The 22,494-nt window shown below is 59.5% G+C and carries 20 protein-coding genes; 4 read left to right on the forward strand and 16 right to left on the reverse strand.

Annotation, left to right across the window (positions count from 1 at the left end; genetic code table 11):
* Positions 1 to 25: 25 nt before the first annotated feature.
* Positions 26 to 1,687 (reverse strand): DUF1302 domain-containing protein, encoded by a 1,662-nt coding sequence (locus H7698_RS00785; RefSeq protein WP_126588874.1) that lies wholly within the window; start codon positions 1,685 to 1,687, stop codon positions 26 to 28.
* Between the two features lie 419 nt (positions 1,688 to 2,106).
* Here H7698_RS00785 and H7698_RS00790 point away from each other — a divergent pair, with 419 nt between their 5' ends.
* A complete protein-coding gene (locus H7698_RS00790) occupies positions 2,107 to 2,952 on the forward strand; it encodes an SDR family oxidoreductase (protein ID WP_020300816.1) in 846 nt (281 codons plus the stop codon).
* A 64-nt stretch (positions 2,953 to 3,016) separates the two neighbouring features.
* Positions 3,017 to 3,901 (forward strand): DMT family transporter, encoded by an 885-nt coding sequence (locus tag H7698_RS00795; RefSeq protein WP_020300817.1) that lies wholly within the window; start codon positions 3,017 to 3,019, stop codon positions 3,899 to 3,901.
* Here the strand turns inward: H7698_RS00795 and H7698_RS00800 are convergent.
* The 8 genes from H7698_RS00800 to H7698_RS00835 form a co-directional block, all read right to left on the reverse strand.
* On the reverse strand, positions 3,898 to 4,683 hold the full coding sequence (locus H7698_RS00800) for a tyrosine-protein phosphatase (RefSeq protein WP_020300818.1): 786 nt from the start codon (positions 4,681 to 4,683) through the stop codon (positions 3,898 to 3,900). The two genes, H7698_RS00795 and H7698_RS00800, sit on opposite strands and share 4 nt — an antisense overlap.
* Positions 4,684 to 4,685: 2 nt before the next feature.
* Positions 4,686 to 5,873: a phosphotransferase gene (locus H7698_RS00805; protein ID WP_082643858.1), complete on the reverse strand. Its 1,188-nt coding sequence runs from the start codon at positions 5,871 to 5,873 to the stop codon at positions 4,686 to 4,688.
* Positions 5,870 to 6,907: an amidohydrolase family protein gene (locus tag H7698_RS00810; protein ID WP_020300820.1), complete on the reverse strand. Its 1,038-nt coding sequence runs from the start codon at positions 6,905 to 6,907 to the stop codon at positions 5,870 to 5,872. Before H7698_RS00810 ends, H7698_RS00805 begins: the two co-directional genes overlap by 4 nt.
* A 209-nt stretch (positions 6,908 to 7,116) precedes the next feature.
* Entirely contained in the window at positions 7,117 to 8,478 is a 1,362-nt protein-coding gene (locus H7698_RS00815) for a DUF1329 domain-containing protein (RefSeq protein ID WP_020300821.1), read from the reverse strand.
* Positions 8,479 to 8,505: 27 nt separating this feature from the next.
* Entirely contained in the window at positions 8,506 to 10,173 is a 1,668-nt protein-coding gene (locus tag H7698_RS00820) for a DUF1302 domain-containing protein (RefSeq protein ID WP_020300822.1), read from the reverse strand.
* Positions 10,174 to 10,237: 64 nt separating this feature from the next.
* The gene (locus H7698_RS00825; protein WP_020300823.1) at positions 10,238 to 11,728 is read right to left on the reverse strand and encodes an aldehyde dehydrogenase family protein; all 1,491 of its coding nucleotides are present in this window, start codon (positions 11,726 to 11,728) and stop codon (positions 10,238 to 10,240) included.
* Positions 11,725 to 13,344 carry a GMC family oxidoreductase gene (locus tag H7698_RS00830; RefSeq protein ID WP_194690348.1) on the reverse strand — a complete coding sequence of 540 codons (1,620 nt, stop codon included), beginning with the start codon at positions 13,342 to 13,344 and terminating at the stop codon, positions 11,725 to 11,727. Before H7698_RS00830 ends, H7698_RS00825 begins: the two co-directional genes overlap by 4 nt.
* A gap of 52 nt (positions 13,345 to 13,396) precedes the next feature.
* A complete protein-coding gene (locus H7698_RS00835; RefSeq protein WP_154220403.1) occupies positions 13,397 to 13,648 on the reverse strand; it encodes a ferredoxin in 252 nt (83 codons plus the stop codon).
* Between the two features lie 294 nt (positions 13,649 to 13,942).
* Here H7698_RS00835 and H7698_RS00840 point away from each other — a divergent pair, with 294 nt between their 5' ends.
* Positions 13,943 to 14,566: a TetR/AcrR family transcriptional regulator gene (locus tag H7698_RS00840; RefSeq protein WP_032904483.1), complete on the forward strand. Its 624-nt coding sequence runs from the start codon at positions 13,943 to 13,945 to the stop codon at positions 14,564 to 14,566.
* A 5-nt stretch (positions 14,567 to 14,571) separates the two neighbouring features.
* Here H7698_RS00840 and H7698_RS00845 read toward each other — a convergent pair whose 3' ends face one another.
* Positions 14,572 to 15,483: a LysR family transcriptional regulator gene (locus H7698_RS00845; RefSeq protein WP_020300825.1), complete on the reverse strand. Its 912-nt coding sequence runs from the start codon at positions 15,481 to 15,483 to the stop codon at positions 14,572 to 14,574.
* A 142-nt stretch (positions 15,484 to 15,625) separates the two neighbouring features.
* Between H7698_RS00845 and H7698_RS00850 the strand changes: the two genes are divergently transcribed.
* Positions 15,626 to 16,531, forward strand: coding sequence for a helix-turn-helix domain-containing protein (locus tag H7698_RS00850; protein WP_020300826.1), 906 nt, complete (start codon positions 15,626 to 15,628; stop codon positions 16,529 to 16,531).
* A gap of 39 nt (positions 16,532 to 16,570) precedes the next feature.
* On the opposite strand, the gene H7698_RS00855 is transcribed toward H7698_RS00850, so the two are convergent.
* The 6 genes from H7698_RS00855 to H7698_RS00880 all read right to left on the reverse strand — a co-directional run bounded on the left by H7698_RS00855 (position 16,571) and on the right by H7698_RS00880 (position 22,435).
* A complete protein-coding gene (locus tag H7698_RS00855; protein WP_020300827.1) occupies positions 16,571 to 17,497 on the reverse strand; it encodes a quinone oxidoreductase family protein in 927 nt (308 codons plus the stop codon).
* A 94-nt stretch (positions 17,498 to 17,591) separates the two neighbouring features.
* On the reverse strand, positions 17,592 to 18,839 hold the full coding sequence (locus tag H7698_RS00860) for an MFS transporter (RefSeq protein ID WP_020300828.1): 1,248 nt from the start codon (positions 18,837 to 18,839) through the stop codon (positions 17,592 to 17,594).
* A gap of 11 nt (positions 18,840 to 18,850) precedes the next feature.
* Positions 18,851 to 19,672, reverse strand: coding sequence for an SDR family NAD(P)-dependent oxidoreductase (locus tag H7698_RS00865; protein ID WP_020300829.1), 822 nt, complete (start codon positions 19,670 to 19,672; stop codon positions 18,851 to 18,853).
* A 59-nt stretch (positions 19,673 to 19,731) separates the two neighbouring features.
* Positions 19,732 to 21,096 carry a phosphotransferase family protein gene (locus H7698_RS00870; RefSeq protein ID WP_194690349.1) on the reverse strand — a complete coding sequence of 455 codons (1,365 nt, stop codon included), beginning with the start codon at positions 21,094 to 21,096 and terminating at the stop codon, positions 19,732 to 19,734.
* Between the two features lie 38 nt (positions 21,097 to 21,134).
* Positions 21,135 to 21,584 carry a nuclear transport factor 2 family protein gene (locus tag H7698_RS00875; RefSeq protein WP_020300831.1) on the reverse strand — a complete coding sequence of 150 codons (450 nt, stop codon included), beginning with the start codon at positions 21,582 to 21,584 and terminating at the stop codon, positions 21,135 to 21,137.
* Positions 21,585 to 21,616: 32 nt separating this feature from the next.
* Positions 21,617 to 22,435: an SDR family NAD(P)-dependent oxidoreductase gene (locus H7698_RS00880; protein ID WP_020300832.1), complete on the reverse strand. Its 819-nt coding sequence runs from the start codon at positions 22,433 to 22,435 to the stop codon at positions 21,617 to 21,619.
* Positions 22,436 to 22,494 lie beyond the last annotated feature (59 nt).

Consider the following 22,494-nt stretch of genomic DNA (forward strand, 5'->3'; position numbering starts at 1 on the left):
CGTTCTCCGATTCTTGTTTGATTTATCAGAAGGAGGTCTTGAAGGTAAAAGCCAGCCAGCCGCGGTCTTCACCGCCTACGTTGCCGTTACCGGCGACGGTGCCATTGGCCAGGTTCTTCGGTTGGGCCGCTGTGTCGGCATAACGCAGGCCGAACTCATACAGCTGGGCATAAGTGAGTTTGACGCCGACGGAGTAAGCCAGCGCGCCTTCGCTGCCGCCACCGGCTGTTGGTGCGTTGCCATGCAGGCCGTAGTTGACGGTGAGAGGTACATCCATGTCCCAGGAGGGGAAGATCGAGATGTATTGCGGAGTGTAGTTGACCGCGACCGCATAATAATCTTTCGAGGAGCAGCCATCCGACTCGCTGCCGGACCCGGCGATACCTGGCGTTCTGGCATTGGTACAAGCGGCTTTTCCGACACCTTTATAGAGCTCTTCGTGTTCAGTCACGCGATCCAGGTGGCTGTAGGCGAACTCACCCACTAGGGTCGCGTTGTTCGAAATGAAGTTACGCGGCACGCCGTAAACGGCGTTGGCAATAAAGTGAATGGTGTCGCCGCGCGGGCCTTCGTCGTCCAGCGCGCTGACGCCAGTGGCATTCAAGGCACCGTTCATGCGGTAGGACAGTTCAGAGCCGACCGCAACCGTGTTGAAAACCCGAGCAAAACTGACGCCTGCCAGCTTCACGCCACGCGGGTAAACAACCCGGTACGAACCCAGCGCTGCCTTGACCTGTGGGGCCAGCCAAGGCTGGTAGTCGTCGAACTGGCGATAGTAGGCGCCGAACGTCGATTCGACTTCTTCAACGTTGAGTTTGGCCATCACGCCCCAGTTTTTGCCATCGCGACCGAAGCGCGAATCCTGACGCTGCAACGTCGCTCCGTTAGGCGCTACCGGCAGTTGGTCCGGACCTTCGAACAAAGGGTCGGCCGCGCCGAAATAGGTACCCCCATAAGGAATGCGCGTGGGCTCCCATTCGTAGAAGTATTGACCGGCAACCGAAAGGTGATCAGTGACCTGGGCCTTGGCCGAGATCTGCCCCACCGGCAGAAACACTTCCTTGGTTTCGATACCCGGGCTGGTCGAGGCTTTCACGCCATCGCTGGGGGCCTGGGAGTAGGACACGGCGTGAGCGCCGAACAACAGGCTTTCACCCCAATAGTTGGTGTGACGACCGACTTTCACGTTGACCGGTGTGTCGCCGATGTTGAAGTTGCGCCAGACAAAGGCATCGAGAATCTCTCCCGACGGGCCGTTCATGTAGCGCTTCACTTCGTCGCTGTAACGATTGTTGTGATAGCTGGTGGCGTAGCCGGGAACGTTACTTTTCACATCGTGATCGTTATAGGCCTGGTCAAACCAGCCGGCACCACTGAGGCGTCCACCCCACTCGTTGAGGTAGGAAAAGTCGAGTTCGCTCAACACATCGAGACGATTTGTAACAATGTCGCCTTTATCGAACTTGCCGTCGGACTCGTCGAAGTTCGGCGTGTTCATGATGCGACTGTCCTGACTGTCAGTCCGCATGCCCAGGTTGTAGCGGACCGTGTTGTCCCAACGCAGGCGATAATCAGGGTTCGGCAGATCGAAAGAGAGCGCCATGACGCCTTGAGAGCCGCCAACCATCATCAGCGTAAGCGCACCTTGAGCCAGTACCAGCCGACTCTGCTTGGTCTTATGATTCATACACACTACCTTTTATTGTTATTTTCAGTCGCTATGTGCGTTCAAACGGTCGCTCCAGCGATATGCGCTACCCCACAATATCGTTGAATGTCTCGCCTGGACAGTCCGCTGAAGAGGTCTGGCACGCATCCAGACCCACTTTCCTCCTCAGTTGAAAGTCACCGTAACGGATCACAAAATAAAATTCCACATAAAGATTTGCATTCTCCATATAGAATTTCACACCCGTCAAGGTGAAGAATCGTTCCAGCAAAGGCGTTTCGCCGGTAAATACTGCACACAAAACAGATAAACGTTCAAATAAACTTTGACGCTTTTGTGCTTTGGGCTTTCAATAGCCCCTGCCATCCCACAGAACGCCTGGCGTTGCGCGGGTAAAACGGCAGTGAACCGCCAGAAGAAAAACAAGAGGAGCCACCATGAATATTGATTTGAGTGCCAAACGCGTGATCATCACGGGCGCTTCGCGGGGCATTGGTCTGGCCATCGCCCGGGCATTCGCAGCTGAAGGGGCGCGGGTAGCGATATGCGCCCGTAGTGCGTCAGACGTCCGGGAAGTCGGCGCGCAACTTGCGGAACACGCCCAGGCGGTGATTGCCCGGGCTGTCGACGTGACGGACAGTGAGGGGGTCAAGGCGTTTGTTGCTGAAGTTGCACACGCGTGGGGCGGGGTCGATGTGTTGGTGAACAACGCCGGTCAAGGCCGTGGCGGCAACCTCGACACCCTCACTCCGGAAGTCATCCTCGAACATGCCAACATTCTGCAGATGGGGCATTTCCGATTCGTGCAGGCGGTGGTGCCGTTCATGCGTGAACAGCGCTGGGGACGGATCATCGAAATCAACGCCTTGGCCGGGGTGATTCCGACGCCCGACGGAATTCCCTCAGTAATCAATCGCGCATCGTGCATCGCCCTCTCCCGCTCATTGGGCATGTCACTGCCCAAAGACAATATCCTGGTCAACAGCCTGAACATGGGTTGGATCGATACCGGTCAATGGGATCGTCACTACAAGGAAATGGGACCTGGCGTCAGTCGCGAGGAGTTCGACGCCATGGTGATGAAGGTGGTACCGCTCGGGCGTTATGGCAAACCTGAAGACGTTGCCGGTATGGCGCTGTTCCTGGCCAGTGAATATGCCAGCTTCATCAGCGCCGCCTCGATTGACATTGCCGGCGGCATGGGTGGGCAGATTGCCTACTTTCCAACCCTCAAACGCGATTTTGCCGCGACGATTGCGGCACGTAACGCTGCCAGCGAATAACACCAAAACATATCGACAAACTCTCCGGTGCGTAGTGCGCACCCTCAACGTTGGCGCCCCCGTGATGAACTTGCTGTTCCCTGTTCTTGCCACGCTGATCTGGGCCGCCAGTACCGTGGTCAATCGCCTTTCGGTTGGGGTGATTGACCCCGCAGCCATTTCCTTTTACCGCTGGCTGGTCGCGTTGCTGGTGTTGTCACCGGTGATGTTGCCCAAGGTCTGGCGGTTGCGGCAGCAGATTCGGCCGCACCTGCCCAAGTTGTGGCTGCTGGGCTTGCTCGGCATGTCGCTGTACCAGTCGCTGGCCTATTTCGCCGCGCACACTGTCAGCGCCACTTCCATGGGCCTGATCCTGGCGACCATGCCCCTGCTCACCGTGCTGCTCGCCTTTCCCCTGCTCAATACCCAACCGACCGCGACGTTATTGGTCGGTGCTCTGGTGTCGTTTGCCGGGCTGACGTGGTTGCTGGCCGCAGGCGACCTGCCCTCGCTCTGGGCACACGGGGTTGGCCAAGGGGAATTGATGATGTTGCTGGCCTCGCTGTCGTACGCGTTGTACTGCGTGCTGGTCAAGCGCTGGCAGATTCCCCTGCCGACCTGGGAAAGCCTTTACGTGCAAATAATCTGCGGCACCCTGCTGTTGGTGCCGCCCTTTGTGCTGGCCCCTTCGATAGCCCTGACAACCGCAAATGTCCCGCTGGTGTTGTTCGCGGGTCTGTTTGCCTCAGCGCTGGCGCCCGGCTTGTGGATGCGTGGTTTGCAAACCCTGGGGCCAGAAAAAACCGCCGTGCTGATGAACCTGGTCCCGTTATTTACCGCGGTGTTGGCGATTGTGTTGCTGGGGGAAACATTGCACCTGTACCACGCGGTCGGAGGCGGATTGATTTTACTGGGAATTGGATTGGCGCAATGGAAACCCGCGCGGGTAGTGACCGAAGTCGTGACCTAGGCGACCAGCAAGGTATCGCGCAATGTCTGCAAGCCTTTCTGGCTCAAACCACTGAAGCGCTGCAGGTAAAGATCCAGTCCACCGTACTCGGCGTCGATCACTGCATACGCAGCATTCAAGTACTCGGGACGGGCATCCAGCACTGCATCAATGGCCGCCTCGCTGACCGCTTGGCCGACCAGGTGGCTCACCGTGGTGCTCATGGCCTGCTGACGCGCCACCTCCAGCTGACTGAAGCGACGTGCCGAGAGCACATAGTCGGCCATGATGTGCTCCGGTGCGACGCCCAGTGCGTGCAGCAGCAACATCACCGCGACCCCGGTGCGGTCCTTACCCGCCGTGCAATGAATGAGCACCGATGCATTGCGGGTAGAGAACAGCTCGAACAGCGCTGGCAACAACGGCGCCAACAGGTGCGGAAGTTGCCGGTAGACCTCCAACATCATGTTTCGCGCGCCCTGAGTCTCTGGATTATCAGCGAGCATGGCGGCAATCCGTGGGTCGGCACGAACATCACCAAGCACCTCCAGGTGGAGTTGCGCGATAGCCGAATCGGGTACGCCGCTCGGGTAACGCTCACGCTCTGCGGCGCTGCGTAAATCGCAGACGGTTGTCAGGCCGATCCGCCGCAAGGTCTGCCAGTCTTCAGCGGTCAGTCGATCCAGCTGTTCTGCCCGTAACAGGTAATGGTCGCCGATACGACGACCACAACCGGTGGGAATACCTTTGAGGCTGCGAAAGTTATCCGCACCCTGCAAGCGCAACTCTTCCTGCCCGACCATTCTCAATCCTCCAGTAGATGTTGATAGGCCTGCGTTAACGGACGCGCGCCCTGCCCCAGTGTCGGCGTACGGCGAGGCTTACGCCCATGTGTGAGCAAACGCACGGTATCAAAATCTTCTGCAGCGGCGAAGAAACGTTCCACCATCGGCAAACCGTCCTGCCCCCAGTCATCCATATTCGACATCCAGGTCTGCATCCCCCAAACCGGCCAACGGCGAAACTGTTCCCAGGCAGCGTCCTGGTCAAGCACGCCTTCGGCACCGAGGCTGATCAGTTTTTCGCGGTACACCCGCAGCAGGCGTTGCGCATCGGCGCGCCGTTCCTCGACGGTTAAGGCCCCCAGCATAAAATAGGCGATATCGCGCCATGGCCGGCCACGCCTCGACAGTTGCCAATCCAGCCAGATACGTTGGCCGTCGCTGCGTAAAAAACTGTTGCCCTGATGCGAATCACCATGGATCAGGCAGCTGGGTGACGACTGTTCGCGCTCGAAAGCTGCCAATTCATCAAACGCATGGCTGAACAACTCCGGTGTCTCATACATCCATTTCGGCAACAGGCGTTGGTACTCCGGTTTGCGCAGATTGACCTTGATGTAGTTGTACATACGCAGCAGGCCGTCGCAGTCCACCGGGTTGGCCATCGACACCGGCAGCCAGCCCTGGCCCCGTAGCTGCGGACTGTTCCAGGTGGCAGCATGCAACGTCGCCAGTGACTCCAGCCCCCGAGCGACGCCATCCACGCCCAGGTGATCGGTGCTATGGCCAAATTTCCCGGCGGCCAGACCAAGGTCTTCCATCATCACCACGCCTCGACCGCCGCCATCGGCGTCCCAGTCGGTGAGATAGGTGTCTGGCAGTGGCGCATCGGACCAGCCGTGCGCCAAATGATAAAAGCGCGCTTCCAGCTCACAGATATCGCCGCTCTCGAAACCCTCGGACCAATTCGACTTCAGGCACACGTGCGCAGGAATACCCGCGTGCTGACCGACCTCATTCAACTCAAGCCTGACGCGGAATTTGGTGGTGTGACCGTTTCGAACTTCCACTGCCGTTAACGCCAGCACCTCGACGCCCGGATAACGCGGCTGCAATAGCTGAGTTAGCCAGGCTGCGGTAATTTCGCTCAGGTGCCGTGGCAACCGTCCGCTGCGCTGCGGGTAGGGCCGCCCCAGCGAGCTATCCGTCACGGCGTCAGCACCCGACCAGCGTTGGCCGGCACCTTCAGCTTGAGCAGTTCGATCGCGTTACCGCTGCGAATCCGCTCGCGGTCTTCAGCGGACAAGCCGATGCCTTCGGTCAGATCGCCATGGTCGTAGGCCCCGCCAAAGTTAGTGCCGTACAACAGGCGCTCCGCCCCCACCACCTCGGCAACGCCACGACGCAAGCCCGGCGCATGAACGTCAAGGTCGAAGTAAAAGTTCTGCAGGTAATCCATCAACGGACGCTGATTGCGCGAGTCCGGTGCCATGGCCCGGTTCAGTTCGCTCAGGCGCCCCAACTGGAAAACCGCCATGCCACCGGCATGGGTGATGTAGGTTTTCAAGGTCGGGAAAACATCCAGCGCGCCACCGCAGATCAGGTACCAGAAGAACAGTGTTTCATCGACGCAGTCACCGACGATGGAGGTGGTTTCAAACTTGTCGTCCGTGTGTTTTTCGCCCCAGTAAATCGACTGATTGAAGCCATGCACCATGATCGGTACATCCAGCTGGGTGAGTTTTTCCCAGACGGGGAACAGGCGTTCGTCGTGAGCCTCCAGGCCATTGAAGTTGGCCCCGCCGACGCACACACCCTTGGCGCCCAACTGAGTCACTGCGCGTTCAATTTCCTTGGCCGCATTCAGCGGATCCGCGAGGTTGGCGTGGCACCAGAAATCGAAGTGGTCGGGATCAGCCCGACAAAATGCCGACAACTCGTCATTGCAGATGCGCGCGTATTCGTTAGCGAAATCTCCCGCCCAATACATAAAGCAATGAGACGGCGTGGACATCACCAGTTTGTCGACACCCCGCTCGGCCATCAGCTGGCGACGGCTGGCGTGGCTCATGCGCGCGAGGATATTGGCCTGCGCTTCGGCATCCGTCGCGGCTTTGACCGGTTGCTTGGTGCCGAGGGAAAAATGCCCCACGGTCAGCCCCTGCACTTTCATGAATGGCCCCCAGAACTCGTGACGGTTCAGCATGCCCTCAGTCAGCAAGTGGGCGTGGACATCAATCAGCATGGCGTTCTCCTTGTTGTAATTAGCCAGCAGACCGAACGACCCGCTCGCAGGGCATCCGGATCAATTTAAGGGATAACTGCACCCTCAATAATATAAACACATTTCTAATATGTGTTCATTTAAATATGAGTCGCAGGGCTACCTTTTATAAAATCCGCACAAAAAAAAGCGGCCCTCTCAGGCCGCAAATGCGTGTTCAACCGATGAAATCAGCGTTGGGTCTCCTGGGAAACAATCGACTCAGGCTTCATGTCACGCTCCGATAACGGCGTGTCGTGCACCCGATATCCGCCCTTGAGGCCATCGTTGAGCAAAGACCACATGCCTTTGTTGAAGTCATAGCTGACGTTTTTTACCGTGTACGGCAGGTTTTTGTCGTACAGCTGCACGCCACTCTGGAACAGCGCGCGATACAGCACCCCGCCCTGGTCCCAGGCGTCATACAGGCCGGCACCAAACGTGTCTTCGTCGAGGTAGTAGGTGCGCTTGCTGTAGACGTGGCGTTTGCCCGGTTTCAGAGTCGCTTCCACCACCCACACCCGGTGCAGTTCCCAGCGCTCGCAAGCCGGGTTGGCATGATGCGGCTTGAACTGTTCTTCCTGGCCGCAACTGAAGTAGAACTTGTAGGCGTTGTACGGGATATACATCTCCTTGCGGCCCACCAGTTTGTAGTCGAAACGGTCCTGGCTACCGGAGAACATCTGCAATTCGTCGAACAGGTTCACACCGCCCTGGTTGGGCACCGGCGTGTCGTAGGCGAACTCCGGCGCCAACTTGATGCGGCGCATGCCTGGGGTGTAGCTCCAGGCACGCCGTGGCTGGCTTTGCGGGTCGAGGTAGTCAGCGAGGATGATCAGTTGCCCGGCGCTGCGGGCCGGATAACTGTCCAGTGCCCAGGCGCGGTAGTACAACTGCGGATCGCGATCGGTCTGTTGAGTCTGGTAGTACGGCGCCTCCTCCATGGTCGCGGACTCGGCGGTCTTGGTCACCGAACCCTGAGAATCCACTACCCAACTGTTGGACGAAGCCGTGGTGGTGTAACCCGTTCCCTTGTAGCGCAGTTGTTGATTCCAGATGACTTCATTGCCGTTCTGCGGAAGCGGGAACGGCAGCCCGCCTCGGCATGCCGGATCGACTGCGAGGTTGTCCTTGGTCGTGCGGCAGTTACTGGCGTTGCGCACAGAGGCATCGAGCAACGCTTGCGGGTACGCCGCGGTCCGGTGGGTCGGGTAAATATCCAGGTAGTAGTCGGGAAATTTACTCAGCAGCATTTTTTGCCCGCCGCTCAAGCGGTCGGCGTATTGCTCCATGTTTTTCGAGTTGATCCGCAGCAGCGGTTTTTCATCCTCGAAGGGGTCGGCCCAGAAGCCGCTGTCGGGCTTGAAGCCTGGCGGGCTCTGCGTCAGGCCGCCGGTATAGGGAGGAATGCTGCCATCGGCATTGCCCGCGATAATTGCGCCGAACGGCGTCAGGGTTTTTCCGATCTGTGCAACCTGGTCGGCCGGTGCCGCAGCCAGGCTGGCGGTGGCGATGCTCAACAGCGCCACCGCCCATGCAAATTGTCCTTTCATAAACAGATACTCCGCTTCTTGGCTTTTTTAGATGGAGGTTTTGAAGGTGAAGGCCAGCCAGCCACGGTCGGTTCCGCCCACGGCGCCGTTGCCCCCGACGGTGTCCCCGGGAATGTTCTTCGTTTGAGCGTCTGTATCGGAATAGCGCAAACCAAATTCATAACGCTGGGCATACGTCATCTGCACGCCGGCAGACCACGTCAGCGCGCCTTCGTTACCACCGCCGGCACTGGCTGCGTTGCCCGACAGGCCATAATTGACGGTCAACGGTACGGTCATGTCCCAGGACGGGAGTACCGACAGGTATTGCGGTGTGTAATTGACGGCGATGGCCGCGTAATCCCGGGTCGAACAACCGTCGCGCTTGTCCCCTGAACCGGGTGTGCCGACGCGGGGGTCAACGCAGTTATTGTTGTTTTCACCCAGATAAAGCTCTTCGTGCTCGGTCACTTTGCGCAGGTGGCTGTAGGCGAACTCGCCGATCAGCGTGGCGTTGTTGGCGATAAAGTTACGCGGCACGCCATACACAGCGTTGGCGACGAAGTGGTACGTATCGCCACGCGGTCCTTCGTTGTCGGAAGGATCAACGCCGACCGCGTTCAACGCACCGCCCTTGCGATAGGAGATCTCGCTGCCGATCGACACCGTGTCGAGCACGGTCGAAAGACTCAGGCCGACCAGTTTGACGCTGCGCGGGTACACCAGGCGGTAGCTGCCGGTAGCGGCCGAAACTTCTGGCGCCAACCAGGGTTGGTAGTCATCGAACTGGCGGTAGTAAGCGCCCACCGTCGATTGAATCGCCTCGACGTCGTATTTGGCCATTACGCCCCAGTTGGCGGAGTCACGACCGTATTTGGACTTCTCCCGGTTAAAGGAAAAACCAGGTGCTACAGGCAAACGGTCCGGGCCTTCGAAGAACGGGTCCGCTGCGCCGAAGTAGGTGCCGCCGTACGGAATGCGCGTGTAGTCCCATTCGTAGAAATATTGAGCGGCCAGTGTCAGGTTGTCGGTGGCCTGAGCTTTGACGGATATCTGCCCGATGGGCAAGAACACTTCCTTGGTTTCAATGCCAGGACTGGTCACTGCCTTGGCACCATCCAGAGGCGCTTGCGAGTAGGAAATCGCATGGGCACCGAACAGTAGCCCCTCGCCCCAGTAATTGGTATGCCGGCCGATCTTGACGTTCACCGAAGCATCGCCCAGGCGCAGGTTTTTCCAGACGAAGGCATCGAGGATTTCCCCTGAAGGGCCTTCGACGTAACGCTTCACTTCAGAGCTGTAGTGGTCGTTGTCGTAGCTGGTCTGGTACCCGGCAACATGACTGCGCACCGTGTCATTGTGGTACGCCTGGTCGTACCAGCCGGCGGCGCTGAGGCGTGCCCCCCAGTCTTTACGGTAGGCAAAATCGAGTTCAGTGAGCAAGTCGATGCGGTTGGTGACGATGTCACCCTTGTCGAACTTGCCGTCCGATTCATCGTAGTTAGGGTTGTTCATGATGCGCCGGTCTTGCCCCTCCGTTCGCATCCCCAGGTTGTAGCGCAGGGTGTTATCCCAACGCAGATGAAAGTCTGGATTAGCCAGTTCGATCGGCGCAGCCATCACCGCTCCACCGTAACCAAACGCCATTTTCCCTACCGCCAGCAGTACCATGGCCCGCTGGGCTCGCATGCGTCCCTGTTTGCTCATCTTTTTCATGCAAACCACCTTTTGTTTTTATTGTCAGTCGTTTTGTCTGCTCCCCGCTCGCGGGGTGTCATGGCTAGCGGCCGATGGGGTAGATGATGGATTTCTCCTGGGTGAATTCTTTAAGCCAGTTCGGCCCGAACTCACGGCCCAGTCCTGAACGTTTGAAGCCGCCGATGGGCGCATAAGGCAAGCTGCCGCTACCCCCATTGAGGTACACACTGCCGGCACGAATTCGTCGAGCCATGGCATAGGCGGTGGCGGCATCTGCAGAGGAAACAGCGGCGTTGAGGCCAAACCGCGAATCGTTGGCAATGGCAACCGCCTCGTCATCACTGTCGAAACCGATCACCACCCCCACCGGCCCGAAGATTTCCTCCTGGGCGATGAGCATGTCGTTGCTTACGTCATCGAACAGGGTGATGTCGCTGAAGAAGCCCTGGCGCAGATGCGCAGGTCGTCCACCACCGCAGACCAGCGTGGCCCCGGCGTCGCGGCCGCTGGCGATGAAATGCTCGACCTTGGCGCGCTGCGACTCGCGGATCAGCGGGCCCATCATCACGCTCGGGTCCGCCGGGTCACCGACCTTCCACTGCCCGGCAATGGCTTTGGCGCACTGCACGAATTGCTCGCGTACCGAGTGATGCACAACGAAGCGGGTGAGCAATGCACAGCCCTGCCCCGCGTTGACCGCCAGCCCGGCGACAGCTCCCAGCGCGGTGGCCTGAATGTCGGCATCGGCGCGCACGATCAACGCCGATTTGCCGCCCAGTTCCAGATGCACGCGCTTCAGGGTCGGCGCCGCCTGACTCATGATGCTCATGCCGACCGTTTCCGAACCGGTGAACGAGACCATGTCCACCCGCGGGTCGCTGCTCAACAAGCCGCCCACTTCAATACCGCCGGTGACAATGTTGAGTACGCCCTGGGGCAGGCCGATTTCTTCAGCGATCTGACCGAACAACAGCGCCGAGTACGGGGTAAATGGCGAAGGCTTGAGCACCAGGGTGTTGCCGGCCAGCAAGGCCGGAAACACCTTGGCCAGGTTAAGAAGAAACGGAAAGTTATAGCCGGTGATGCCGGCCACCACGCCGATGGCCTCACGCTCCACCGTGCCGCTGCCGAGAATCATCGGCCCTGCCGGGTTGAACGGATTGGGATTGGCCTGCACCGGAATCTGCAAGCTGTCGCTGTGCACAGACTGCTCGATCGCGGTCAGCACATGGCCCAGCGGCATGTCCACCTGCATGGCATAAGTCACGCCTTGGGAACAGCCGACCTCAGCGATAATCAGCGCGGCAATTTCCTCCCTTTTTGCCACCAAAGCTGCGTGCATCCGCCGCATGTACCCGGCCCGTTCGGCCATGCTCAACCAGGGCCAAGGGCCGTTATCAAAGGCGTTGCGTGCGGCGGCGATGGCTGCGTCGGCGCTCTGCAGATCACCATTCGGTGCATGACCGATGACCGCTTCGGTGGCCGGGTTGAGCACTGCTTCGCGCGGACCGTCAACATCCACCCACGCGCCATCGATGTACAGCTTGTCCAGCTGGGTAAAGGGAACACTCATGGTGTTGGATCTCCTGAGACTTTGCCGGTGATAATTTCTGCAGCGCGCATGGCAATGGCCATGGCCGGGGCATTGGTGTTACCGGAAACCAGGCACGGCATCACCGAAGTGTCGACCACACGCAGGCCCTCGACGCCGCGCACACGCAGTTGCGGATCGAGCACCGACGCGCTGTCGGCACCCATGCGACAGGTCCCGGAAACGTGATAGGCGGTCTGGCCGAAGCGGCGGAACGCAGCAAGAATTTGCGCGTCGCTTTCTACCTCCGGTCCCGGTGTCAGCTCGCCGACAATGAATGGCTTGAGCACCGGCTGTGCAGCCAGACGGCGGAACCAGCGAAACAAGGCAATTGCGGAAGTGCGATCGATCTCGGCGCTCAAATAATTGGCGTTGATCCGGGGTGGAACCGTGGCGTCCGCCGATTGAATGCGCACCTCACCCTGGCTCTGCGGACGCAGGAAATAGCCACCGATGGTCAGGCCGGGCTCCTTGTCGATTTCGACCTTGTTACCGTCGCCATCCATGGAATAGAGGCTGACGCCGATTTGCGCGTCCGGACGATCCAGCTCCGGGCGCGTCTTGATGAAACCACCGGCCTCGTGAGCGGCGTGGGTCATCGGTCCTTTCTTGCGCAAAAAGTATTGGGCCACTGCACCGAGTAACCCAATCCCATGGAAGCAGTGATTGAAGCTGCCACGGGTGACCCGATACTGCATGGCCATGTACACGTGCTCACGCAGGTTACGCCCGACCTCGGGGGCGTCGTGCAGCACACTGATACCCAGCGAGTTCAACAGTGCGGCCGGGCCGATGCCAGACAGTTGCAACAGCTTCGGCGATTCAATGGCACCGGCGCACAACAACACCTCGCGGCGCACTTCGAAGCGTTCCTTGCCGGCGCTGTTGTTGACCTGCACGTCACAGGCACGGTGATTGCTGAACTCGATGCGTTGAACATCCGTGCCGGTCATTAACGTCAAATTCGGACGTGCGCGCACCGGATCGAGAAAGGCCTTGGCGGCACTGAATCGCTGGCCTTTCCAGGTGGTTTGCGGCTGATAGCCGAAGCCACCCTGAGTGACCGAGTCGATATGATTGGTGTCTTCAGTGCGCGCCACACCCAGCTCACCGGCCGCGCTGATGACGGCATCGCACAGGGCGTGGCCCGATGGGTGCACCGTGACTTTGAGCGGGCCACCGACTCCGCGCCATTGGCTCTTGCCCAACTGGTGGTCTTCGAGGGCGACAAACTGCCGGCCCATGTCTTTCCAGCCCCAGCCCGCGCAGCCGTGCGCTTCCCAATGATCATAATCAGCGGGTGCTCCCCGTACATAGACCATGCCGTTGACCGAACTGGAGCCGCCAATCGTTTTGCCTTTGAGCCATTGCTCATCGCTCATACCCTCACCGCGTGCAGCCTTGTAGCTCCACACATGCGGATTGCCGGGGCTGAGCAGTTTGCCAATGCCACGGGGCATGGCAATCAACGGACTGGTGTGATCCGGTCCGCTCTCGATCAGCAGCACCGAAACGTTCGTGTCGGCAGACAAGCGATTGGCCAGGACGCAGCCGGATGACCCCGCACCGATGATGATGTAGTCGTAGGTTTTGCTCATTGTTGTTCTTCTTTTGCGGGTTGCTGAAAGTCTTCCATTACCAAGGCGGCACTCACCGGTGTTCGTCGGATGTATCGCGAACCTCGATGACCCGTTCCGGGCAGGCACGGGCACCGCGGGTTGCCAGCCGCTCTTGCCCAATCGGCACACTTAAGCCGTTGCTGGCGATGTAGCCGTTGTTATCGAGTGGATAGAGCGCGGGCGCGACGTTGTTGCAGCGGGCATGACCTACGCAGCCGGATTGGTTGATAGGCGTTTTCGCCGTGGGCGGTGAGCTCTGCCCATAGATCGAAATCGCGGGCAAGGTGCTTGGGAATGTGCGCAGGAACAGGTGCAGGCGTTTCAGGAGCGTTATTCATTATTGTTCTCCAGGTCTCTATCGGACTGGAGAAACGGTAAGGCCGCAGACGCAAAGCCACAACGAACAGAAGCGCAAATCTGTACGGCATAGACGGAATTAATTAACACTTTCGCCGAATATGTTCTAAAAATAATCCTGCTGGTGCAAAAAATCCTCTGTCATTGTGTTCTGATCACCGCCGGGAAGCTCTTGTACCCGCCGTCATGAAACCAATAAAAAGCGCTGCCGAGGTTAAGAATGTCTCACCTAGCTTCCGTGCAAACAGCCGATAAAAATCACGCCAGTCAACGCCACGCCTTGCGTTCCCAACGCACCCGGGAATTGTTGCTGGACCACATGTATCGCCTGGCGCTGGAAAAGGGCTACGAAGGAATTACGGTCCAGCAATTACTGGACAGTACAGGGGTCGCGCGCTCCACCTTCTACGCGCACTTTCGCGACAAGGAGGACCTGATCGTCGCCGGGTACGAAGCCATTGGCGTTCCCTCGACCAAGGTCACCGAAGTTGATGGCGACCGCCGTGTCCTGCTGGATGTTTCGGCCTGGCTGTTCAGCGCCACCGAACGTCATGCGGCACTGACAACGGCGTTCTTCAGCGGCCCGGGACAGAACGTGATTCTCGCGCACCTGGAAAATATCCTGATCATCCAGGTCCGGGAACACTACCGGAAACAGGGCCTGTACCAAATCGATCAACTGCGTGGCGAGGCCGCCGTGCGCTGTTTCGTCGGTGCCCTGGTGGGGCTGTGGTTGTGGTGGGTGCGCCACGACTATCCGAACCCGGCGCGGGAAATGACCGAAACCTTCGACAGCCTGATGAACAACGGCACCTGGCCGCCTGACAACAACGTGCGCCAGTAGCGGGATCAAGAGGCGCAGGCCATGATCAGAAACTGTCGGAATGCCTGGGTCGGTGCCGACAAACAGTTATCCGGCAGCCAGATCAGCCCCAGTTCCATGGGTGGAATCACATCCACCAGCGGCCGGATTTCAATCTTCTTGCCTTCCAGAGACCAGGCCCGGTACAGCATGTCCGAGAGAATGGTCACACCGAAACCATGCCCCACCAGCCCGCGCAATGCCTCCATGGATGAGGTACGAAAAGCCACCTTGGGTGCCAGTCCGCGGGATTCCCAATAGCGCATGGTCGAGGTCTCCCCCTCATCGACCGTGGCCAGGATATAGGCATGCTCGGCGACGTCTTCGAGATTGATCGAGGTGGCAGACATCAATGGGTGCTGACTTGCCAGCCAGAGTTGGCGGCGCGAACGAATTAGCACATGGTGAGCGAAACCGTGCAAGTTCGGCGTATTGGAGACAATTGCCAGGCCCAAGTCGAGGTCGCCATTGCTCAGGGCAGCTTCAATGCTCTGGCGGTCCATGTCGATCAGGTCGATCTCTACCTGAGGGTAGCTACGTTTGAAGCGTGCCAGCAGCGCTGGCAGAAAGTAACCGAGCACCGTGTAGGAGGCACCCACACGCACGGTTCCTTGCATCGCATGGCCGAGAAACAGCGGTTCACTGAGAGCGTCCTGCAGCGTGTCGAGAATGTGCCGCGCATGCTGGGAAAACTTGTTGCCTTCAGCGGTCAGCGCCACGCCATGGGGCAAGCGGTCGAACAAGCTGACGCCCAAGGACTGTTCCAGATGCAACACCGCCGCAGTAATCGCCGACTGCGATACATGCGCCTTCAGCGCCGCCTGGGAAAACTGGCCGGCGTCGGCGGCGGCAACGAAATAGCGCAGTTGGCGCATGGAAATATCTTTGCCTTTCGTCATCTGATTTTCTGATACCTGCCGCCTGAATATATGAAACAGCTCGGTCCACGGGCTGGTTACACTCGAGACCGGGTAGCTGCCCTGACGTATCGTTATCCTTCGAATTTCAGCGCCAATAATAAAAATGGCTGAAGGTTGAAAAATGAACGCGATCCACTACAGCGAGTACGACTGTGAAGCGTCAGGTAATTTCCTGACCGAAGCTTCATTGGCCAGGCAAGGCTTCGACATCCGGGTTGAACACGCGCAATGGTCCAACACTGGCACTGCCTTGATAGAAACCGGCGACAGTTGCCTGTTGCGCTTGATGCTGCCGGCCAGCTCGCAGATCAAGCCTAACTGCGGCGGTTTTTCCAGCCACGGTGCGCCTCAATTCCAACCCCTGGGCAAGCTGTTGTTCATTCCCCATGGCACCGAGTTCCACCTGCGTCACGATGCCGGAGAGCAAAAGGCCCTTGTGTGTCTATTCGACCCCTCCTCACTCGGCGTCCTGGGCAGCTATCGCTGGAACTGGCAGGACAACGTCAGCGCAGCCATGCTCAACCTGCAAAGCGGCTACTTGCACGCCTCGTTGCAACGGCTGGCCGAAGAAGTCGCCAACCCCGGCTTCGCCAGCGAGCTGCACACCGAGTGCCTGCTCACCAGCATTGCCCTGGACCTGCGCCGCGAATTTATCGACGCGCCCGACGATGCCACTTGTTCCTCACACTGCGCTGAAAAACTCAGCCATCGTCAACTCAACATCCTGCGTGAATTGCTCGACAGCGCCAGTGACGAAGGCCGCTCACTGGGCCACTTGGCGCGGGCCTGCGAACTGCCGTTGCGGACCCTGTCCAGTCGCTGCAAAAACACCACCGGCATGACCTTGCGCCAGTACGCCGCGCAAACCCGTTTGCAAAAAGCCGTGGCGCTGTTGGCTGACCCACGGTTGCTGATCAAACAAGTGGCCTATCAGGCCGGCTTCAACAACGCCGCCGCTTTCAGCGCGGCCTTCCGTAAAGAGCTCGGTGTCACACCCGAGGAATTTCGCCACCAGCGCCAGCGCTGAAAGGCACCCGGACAAGGGCGCCTTCCAGCAATACGGGCTTTAACGACGAATCGTGGCGGTGATTTTGGCGTGTGGCCCATTGACCTGCGCGGCCCAGGCTTCAGCCGCCTGATCGAGGGTAAAATCCAGGTAATCCACCTGAATCTGCTGCTCTTTGGCGATCTTCAGCAGACGCAGCCAGATCTGTTCACGGTCTGCGGGCGGGCGCTGGCCAGTGCCGATGCACGACAGATTGCGAAACAACAGATCGGCAATATCCAGATTGAGCTGGCGGCCGGCTCCCGTGCCAATGGTCATGATCCGTGCGCCCCAGTTGGTGGCCTTCAGCGACGTCAACATCGGTTGACCGCACACGAGGTCGAGCACCACATCAAATCCGCCATCGGCCGCATCCTTGAGCGCCGCGACGTCATCGCTGCCACCCAGGGTCACCACTTCATCGGCAAGGCCTCGCGACTTCAACCGCCCCAGTGCTTCAGCGGACCGGGCAGCACCGACCACTTTGCCTGCACCCAGACCGCGCGCCAGTTGCAGGGCGATCTGGCCGAGCGTGCCGGTGGCGCCCAGGATCAGCACCTTCTCACCCTTCTGAATCGCGGCTTTTTCCAGGGGCACGATGGCGCCGGTCGCAGCGATGCCCATGCTGATCGCGGTTTTATCGTCCACGTCGTCCGGCACATTCCATACTTCGGCTTGCGGCACCAGGGTGCGCTCTGCCCAGGCACCAAACGGCAACACCGAGCGCTCGCCGAAATACACCCGGCGGCCATCCGGCGCACGGCCAACGCCTTCTCCGCGAATGACACAGGGATATTCAACACCCAGACGGTAGGCGCCGAGTACATCCCAGCCACCAAGGCCAGCGGTATCGACATCGATCAGCACCGAGCCGTCTAGCGGCTGCGGATCACGAAACTCGCCCACTACCGGCGGCGCATTGCGCTCGGAAATGATTGCTGCACGCATGGCATTCTCCTTGTCTGTTTTATTGTCAGGCTGCACTCGAGGCAATAATTGAACATTATTCTGTTATTTGTCTATATTTACTTCGGCAGCTTCTCTAACTGGCAACTAATGGCTCGGACTGATATCGCGGATACCCACCCAATGTCAGCAGCAGCAATGGGCCGACGACAAAGCAGATAAAACTGAACAGCAGCATGGCCGAGTAGCCACCGGTGAGCTTGAACAACCCGGCGAACAGTAACGGCGAGATCGCCGCACCTGCGGTAATCAAGCCCAGGTGCGCGCCAAACAAGCGGCCGTAGTCGCGCATGCCGAAGTAACGGGCGATCAGGAAAGCAGCGATATCGAACTCGGCACCGGCACCCACGCCGACCAGCAACGTGGCGAGGGTGTACATCGCAATACTGGAATCCCCATAGGCAAAAATGCCGCAGGCAAATGCCGGCATCAGCAGCGCGACGGAGGCAACACCGGGCGCCCACAACCGGTCAATCAGGTAGCCCACCAATAGTCGGCCAAGGATCAGCGACACGCCGAAGCTGGCGAAAATCTGACTGGCCTGCAGGGCGCTCAGGCCACGGTCCTGCAGCAACGGCACAATGTTGGTGACCATGCCCACCACGCACGACACCACCAACGTCATCGACAGGTTGCACACCCAGAAACGCCAGGAGCGCATCGCCTCGCGCAGCAGTAGACCGCCGGTTTGTTCGCTGGTGGCGGGGAGTTGCGTCGAGTTGTGGCTGACATTGGTGGTCGGCAACAACCAGCGTAAGGCCAAGGGCAACGCCAGCAGCACCGGCAATACACCCAGCGCGAGGAATCCCGCCTGCCAATTCCACCGGCTGATCGCCCAGGCGGTGATCAGCGGAAGCATGATGGCCGCCAGTCCGGAGCCACTGAGGATGATCGCCAGCGCCAGACCACGGTTTTCCTCGAACCACAAGTTCACCAGGTGCGACCAGGTCACCTGCAACGTACCCAGCCCGGCTAGCGGCACCAGGAAAAAGCCAAGGTAGAGGGTCCAGATCGAGCCATTGATACAGGTCAGGGTGAAGACACTCAGGGACAACGCGAGCAGCGACAGCAACGTGACCCGGCGCAAGCCGTAGCGCGAGTTGAGCCAGCCGGCCAATTGCGACGCGACGATGGTGCCCAGCGATAACGCGGTGATCGCCGCCTGCAACTCCGCCCTGCCCCAGCCCATGGCCTGTTCCAGCGGAATCACCATGGAGCTGAAGCTGTACAGCAGCAACGAACTGGAACTGGTGGCAACGCCCACCAGCGCCAGAATCAGCACCCGCCAGCCGCGTTTGAATTCTGCGTTATCAAAGCCTTTCATGGTGTGTGACCTCAGTCGTTGCCAATAAACACAGCCGCTTGCGCGCTCTTGCTCAGTACCTGGGCACGACGTGCCGGGCCAGGTGCGGTCTCGACCTGAACAAGGGTGTCTTCGGGGTGAATCAGCGTCGGGCCATTACCCAGTTGCTCAAGCGCCAGAAGCGCCAAGTCATCTGCTTTGGGCAAGGTCATGGTCAGGGCGTCGGCAATGTTCAGTTTGACCATGGCATCGCGCATGGTGGGTGTGTCGACAGTGCCGATGACCAAATTGAGCACGTCGACGCCACGGTCTTTCCACTCCGCCCATAACGATTCGCCGAGGTTCAGCGCAAACCCTTTGGTGGCGGTGTACATCGCCAGTTTGCGAATACCCCCCAATGCAGCCTGGGAACCCACCAACAGCAAGCCGCCCTGCCCGCGCTCCAGCATCGCGGCACCAAAGGCATGGCTGCATTGCATCACGGTCAAGCAATTGAGGCGCAGCAACGCGCCCCAGTCCTCGGTCGAGGTATCGAGGAAGCGCGTGATGTAGGGATCGCCACCCGCGTTGTAGATAAACAGACCAACTTGACGTTCACCGACAGCCGCGAGCAATCGCTCACAGGCATCGGGCTGAGAAAGGTCCTGGATTACCACCAGCACTTCGATGGCGTAACGTTGCTCCAATTCGCCTTTCAATTGCGCCAGGGCGTCGCCACGGCGCGCCACCAGGACGCAGTTGAGGCTACGCTCGGCGAGGGCACGGGCAAACGCCGCGCCCACACCATGGGAGGCACCGGCAATCACCGCCCACGGACCATACCGATGCAGGAAGGCATTATCAGGAACAGACATAAACACTCCGAATACGAAGGCCCGGCGACCAGCCACCGGGCGAGAAAGGTTTCACCCTGTCAGGCCACGGGTGGCAGGTCGATGTGGCGGGCGGAGGCGCCAATGGCGGTGCTGCCGTAGACCAGGACGCGCCGCTCGATGTGCGCCATGAACAGGCGCAGCAAAGGCCCGTCGTATTCAGGCCCGGCGCTTTTGACAAAGGCTTCCAGCGCTGCATCAATCTCGCTGTAGTCACTGAAGGTGCGGTCCAGCAGGACTTGCGCCTCCTGTTGTTCCAGCTCGCGCAAGTGCAATTCCATGGCATCGCCACGGCCCAGGTACTCCACCAGTTTGCTCACGGCGCGCAGCTTGGTTTTCTGGAAGTCACTGCCGACTTCCACCTGCGCCAGGGCATCGGCGAGCATGGTCAGCAACTGGGCATTCGGGCCGCTGCTGACCATGTCCAGTTTCGGCGTTTGCAGAGGCACACCCATGGCTTCGGCCAGCGCATGCACCACCACCCGGCGCAGGGCGATGTCAAACTCGGTGTAGGTGTCATGTGGGTCGCCCGGTTGTGGCGTGGCCACCGACGCCGAGAACTGCATCGTGCTGACGGTGGCAAACAGTGCCGTGTGGTAACGCACCACATCGGGCTCCGCCGGTTCGCCGGTTACTTGCTGGTAGTAGCGATACAGGGCGGCGAAGCTGTCCCCGAGCGGCTCGTAATTGTCACGCATGCGCGCCGACGCCAGGTCGGCCAAGGGATCGCCGATCATGGCAAATTCGAAATCGTAGAGACCCTGTACCTGTCCGCTCTCGAACAGATATTGCCCTGAATCGTACTGCACGAAAGCAGGCCGGATACGGTGCTGCGGCACATTGCGGCGCAACCAGCCGAGGGCGAATTCAACCAGCGGCTGAGGCCTGGTTTTATTGCGTGCATACAGCGGGTAGTAAGCTTCCAGACCTGCGAGGGTAATGTCCTCGGCACTGGTCGGCCGGTGAATGCCCTGCTCAATGAAGGGTTGCAACGGCAATTGGTGCATGCGCGCCATGGCGTCGACCCACTGGCGTGCGACAGCATGGCGCTCGGCATCACTGATCGCCGTGCTGATATCACGACTGCCCGGCACTAACTCCATCACGATGGCTTGCGGGTCTTCGCAGAAGCCGTAGATACGCGGCACCGGCACACCTTGCTGGCCGAGCAAGGTGAGAATATCCGCCTCCCGGCGCAGATCCGGGAATGGGCTGACATCACCACCTCGCTCGCCACGAATATGCAATTGAAGGGTTTCGCCATCGCGTTGCAGTTCAAGGTTCCACGCCGGACGCCAGCGCAGCAGGCGTTGCATGGCCGTGATGTTTCCGCCCAGCAGCCCTTCGACAAAGGTGCGCAGCTTTTCTTCGACCGGATCAACAGTCGTATTTATTGTTGTTGGCATACGGGGTCTTCCTCAGGCGCTGATGTCCAGCGCCGCTCTCAATGGGTGCTGGTGCTACCAGCGTTCGGCCCGCCTACCTGCTCCAGCGGCACGCCCTTTTTCTTCGCCAGGTCGGCGGTGTCCAGGTACTCGCGCCAGGCACAGATCAGTCCGTGTTCGTCCAGCTCATACACCGCCACCATCGAGTGCGGCATGGGGACGCCGTTGCTGACGCAGTAATCGTCGCGTTCGGTCATCACCACGCGCTCCGAAGAGACGATGTGGCGCGTGGTGCAACGGTTATGCGTGACATAACTCATCTGTCGCTCTATCTCCCGGCGTAACGCATCGCGCCCCCGGATCACGGGACCACCGGGCACCCACAGTTGCCAGACGGCGTCGTCGGCGAAGGTGGCCATGATGCGTTCGATATCGGGGCGGCTGCCGTCGCTGCCATCGCCCCAGGCGGCCAGCATGTCGAGGATGAAGCGTTCCTGTTCGAGTGCCATGAAACGGGCTCCAGTGCAGTGATGGATCGGGATCAGACCGAGGTTTGAGGCAGCAGGAAGTTGCGCACCACCGGCACCATCGGTGTGCCGCAACTCATACCGCCGTCCACGCGCATCAGCGTCCCGTTGACATAGGCGGCGTCGTCGCTGGCGAGGAAAGCGGCCATGGCGGCGATGTCTTCCGGCTCGCCCAGTTGCGGTACGTTTTGCAGGTCGAGAAAGGCCGACTTCATCGCCTCGTTGGCCCAACTTTCCATGGCTGGCGTGCGAATCACTCCCGGCAGGATGCCGTTGCAACGAATGCCGCGTTTGCCAAAGGTGGCGGCAATGCTTTGCACGTACCAGTTGAGCGCGGCCTTGGAGGCGCCGTAGCTGAACTGAGAAATTTCGCCGGCAATCGAGCTGGTGGACGAGGTGAACAGAATCGAACCGCTGCCCTGGGCGAGCATGTGCGGCAAGGCGTATTTGCACGCCAACACGCCACCCAACACGTTGACCCGCATGCAGTTGTGGAACAGCTCGGTGTTGAAGTTGATGAAGTCGATATCGCGGGTGGTGGCCGGGTTTCTGTACACGGCGTTATTGAACAACACGTCGATACGACCGAAGGTCTCGACAGTCTGCTCGACCATCTCCCGCAAGGCGCCTTCCTCACCAACATCCACTTGCATGGCCATTGCCTTGGCACCTATTTCAGCTGCCACGGCCTGCGCCGATTCGGCGAAAAGGTCGGTGACCACTACCGTGGCGCCCTCCCGGGCAAAACGCAGTGCCGAGGCGCGGCCGATGCCACTGCCGGCGCCTGTGATGACGCAGACCTTGCCGTCTAAACGTTGCACAATCTCGCTCATAAAAGGGTCTCGGGACGGATAAAAAAATCGGCGCCTGTGACAAGCGCCGAAAAGGAGCA

Source organism: Pseudomonas sp. p50(2008), from assembly GCF_015351605.1.
Lineage (GTDB): Bacteria > Pseudomonadota > Gammaproteobacteria > Pseudomonadales > Pseudomonadaceae > Aquipseudomonas.

What these genes read in the sequence shown, in the direction of transcription:
- H7698_RS00790 (WP_020300816.1), top strand. Translation starts at nt 2,107, where the DNA reads ATGAATATTGATTTGAGTGCCAAACGCGTGATCATCACGGGCGCTTCG.
- H7698_RS00845 (WP_020300825.1), bottom strand. Translation starts at nt 15,483, where the DNA reads ATGACGAAAGGCAAAGATATTTCCATGCGCCAACTGCGCTATTTCGTT.
- H7698_RS00785 (WP_126588874.1), bottom strand. Translation starts at nt 1,687, where the DNA reads ATGAATCATAAGACCAAGCAGAGTCGGCTGGTACTGGCTCAAGGTGCG.
- H7698_RS00865 (WP_020300829.1), bottom strand. Translation starts at nt 19,672, where the DNA reads ATGTCTGTTCCTGATAATGCCTTCCTGCATCGGTATGGTCCGTGGGCG.
- H7698_RS00870 (WP_194690349.1), bottom strand. Translation starts at nt 21,096, where the DNA reads ATGCCAACAACAATAAATACGACTGTTGATCCGGTCGAAGAAAAGCTG.
- H7698_RS00825 (WP_020300823.1), bottom strand. Translation starts at nt 11,728, where the DNA reads ATGAGTGTTCCCTTTACCCAGCTGGACAAGCTGTACATCGATGGCGCG.
- H7698_RS00860 (WP_020300828.1), bottom strand. Translation starts at nt 18,839, where the DNA reads ATGAAAGGCTTTGATAACGCAGAATTCAAACGCGGCTGGCGGGTGCTG.
- H7698_RS00800 (WP_020300818.1), bottom strand. Translation starts at nt 4,683, where the DNA reads ATGGTCGGGCAGGAAGAGTTGCGCTTGCAGGGTGCGGATAACTTTCGC.
- H7698_RS00815 (WP_020300821.1), bottom strand. Translation starts at nt 8,478, where the DNA reads ATGAAAGGACAATTTGCATGGGCGGTGGCGCTGTTGAGCATCGCCACC.
- H7698_RS00820 (WP_020300822.1), bottom strand. Translation starts at nt 10,173, where the DNA reads ATGAAAAAGATGAGCAAACAGGGACGCATGCGAGCCCAGCGGGCCATG.
- H7698_RS00850 (WP_020300826.1), top strand. Translation starts at nt 15,626, where the DNA reads ATGAACGCGATCCACTACAGCGAGTACGACTGTGAAGCGTCAGGTAAT.
- H7698_RS00830 (WP_194690348.1), bottom strand. Translation starts at nt 13,344, where the DNA reads ATGAGCAAAACCTACGACTACATCATCATCGGTGCGGGGTCATCCGGC.
- H7698_RS00855 (WP_020300827.1), bottom strand. Translation starts at nt 17,497, where the DNA reads ATGCGTGCAGCAATCATTTCCGAGCGCAATGCGCCGCCGGTAGTGGGC.
- H7698_RS00810 (WP_020300820.1), bottom strand. Translation starts at nt 6,907, where the DNA reads ATGCTGATTGATGTCCACGCCCACTTGCTGACTGAGGGCATGCTGAAC.
- H7698_RS00880 (WP_020300832.1), bottom strand. Translation starts at nt 22,435, where the DNA reads ATGAGCGAGATTGTGCAACGTTTAGACGGCAAGGTCTGCGTCATCACA.
- H7698_RS00840 (WP_032904483.1), top strand. Translation starts at nt 13,943, where the DNA reads ATGTCTCACCTAGCTTCCGTGCAAACAGCCGATAAAAATCACGCCAGT.
- H7698_RS00795 (WP_020300817.1), top strand. Translation starts at nt 3,017, where the DNA reads ATGAACTTGCTGTTCCCTGTTCTTGCCACGCTGATCTGGGCCGCCAGT.
- H7698_RS00875 (WP_020300831.1), bottom strand. Translation starts at nt 21,584, where the DNA reads ATGGCACTCGAACAGGAACGCTTCATCCTCGACATGCTGGCCGCCTGG.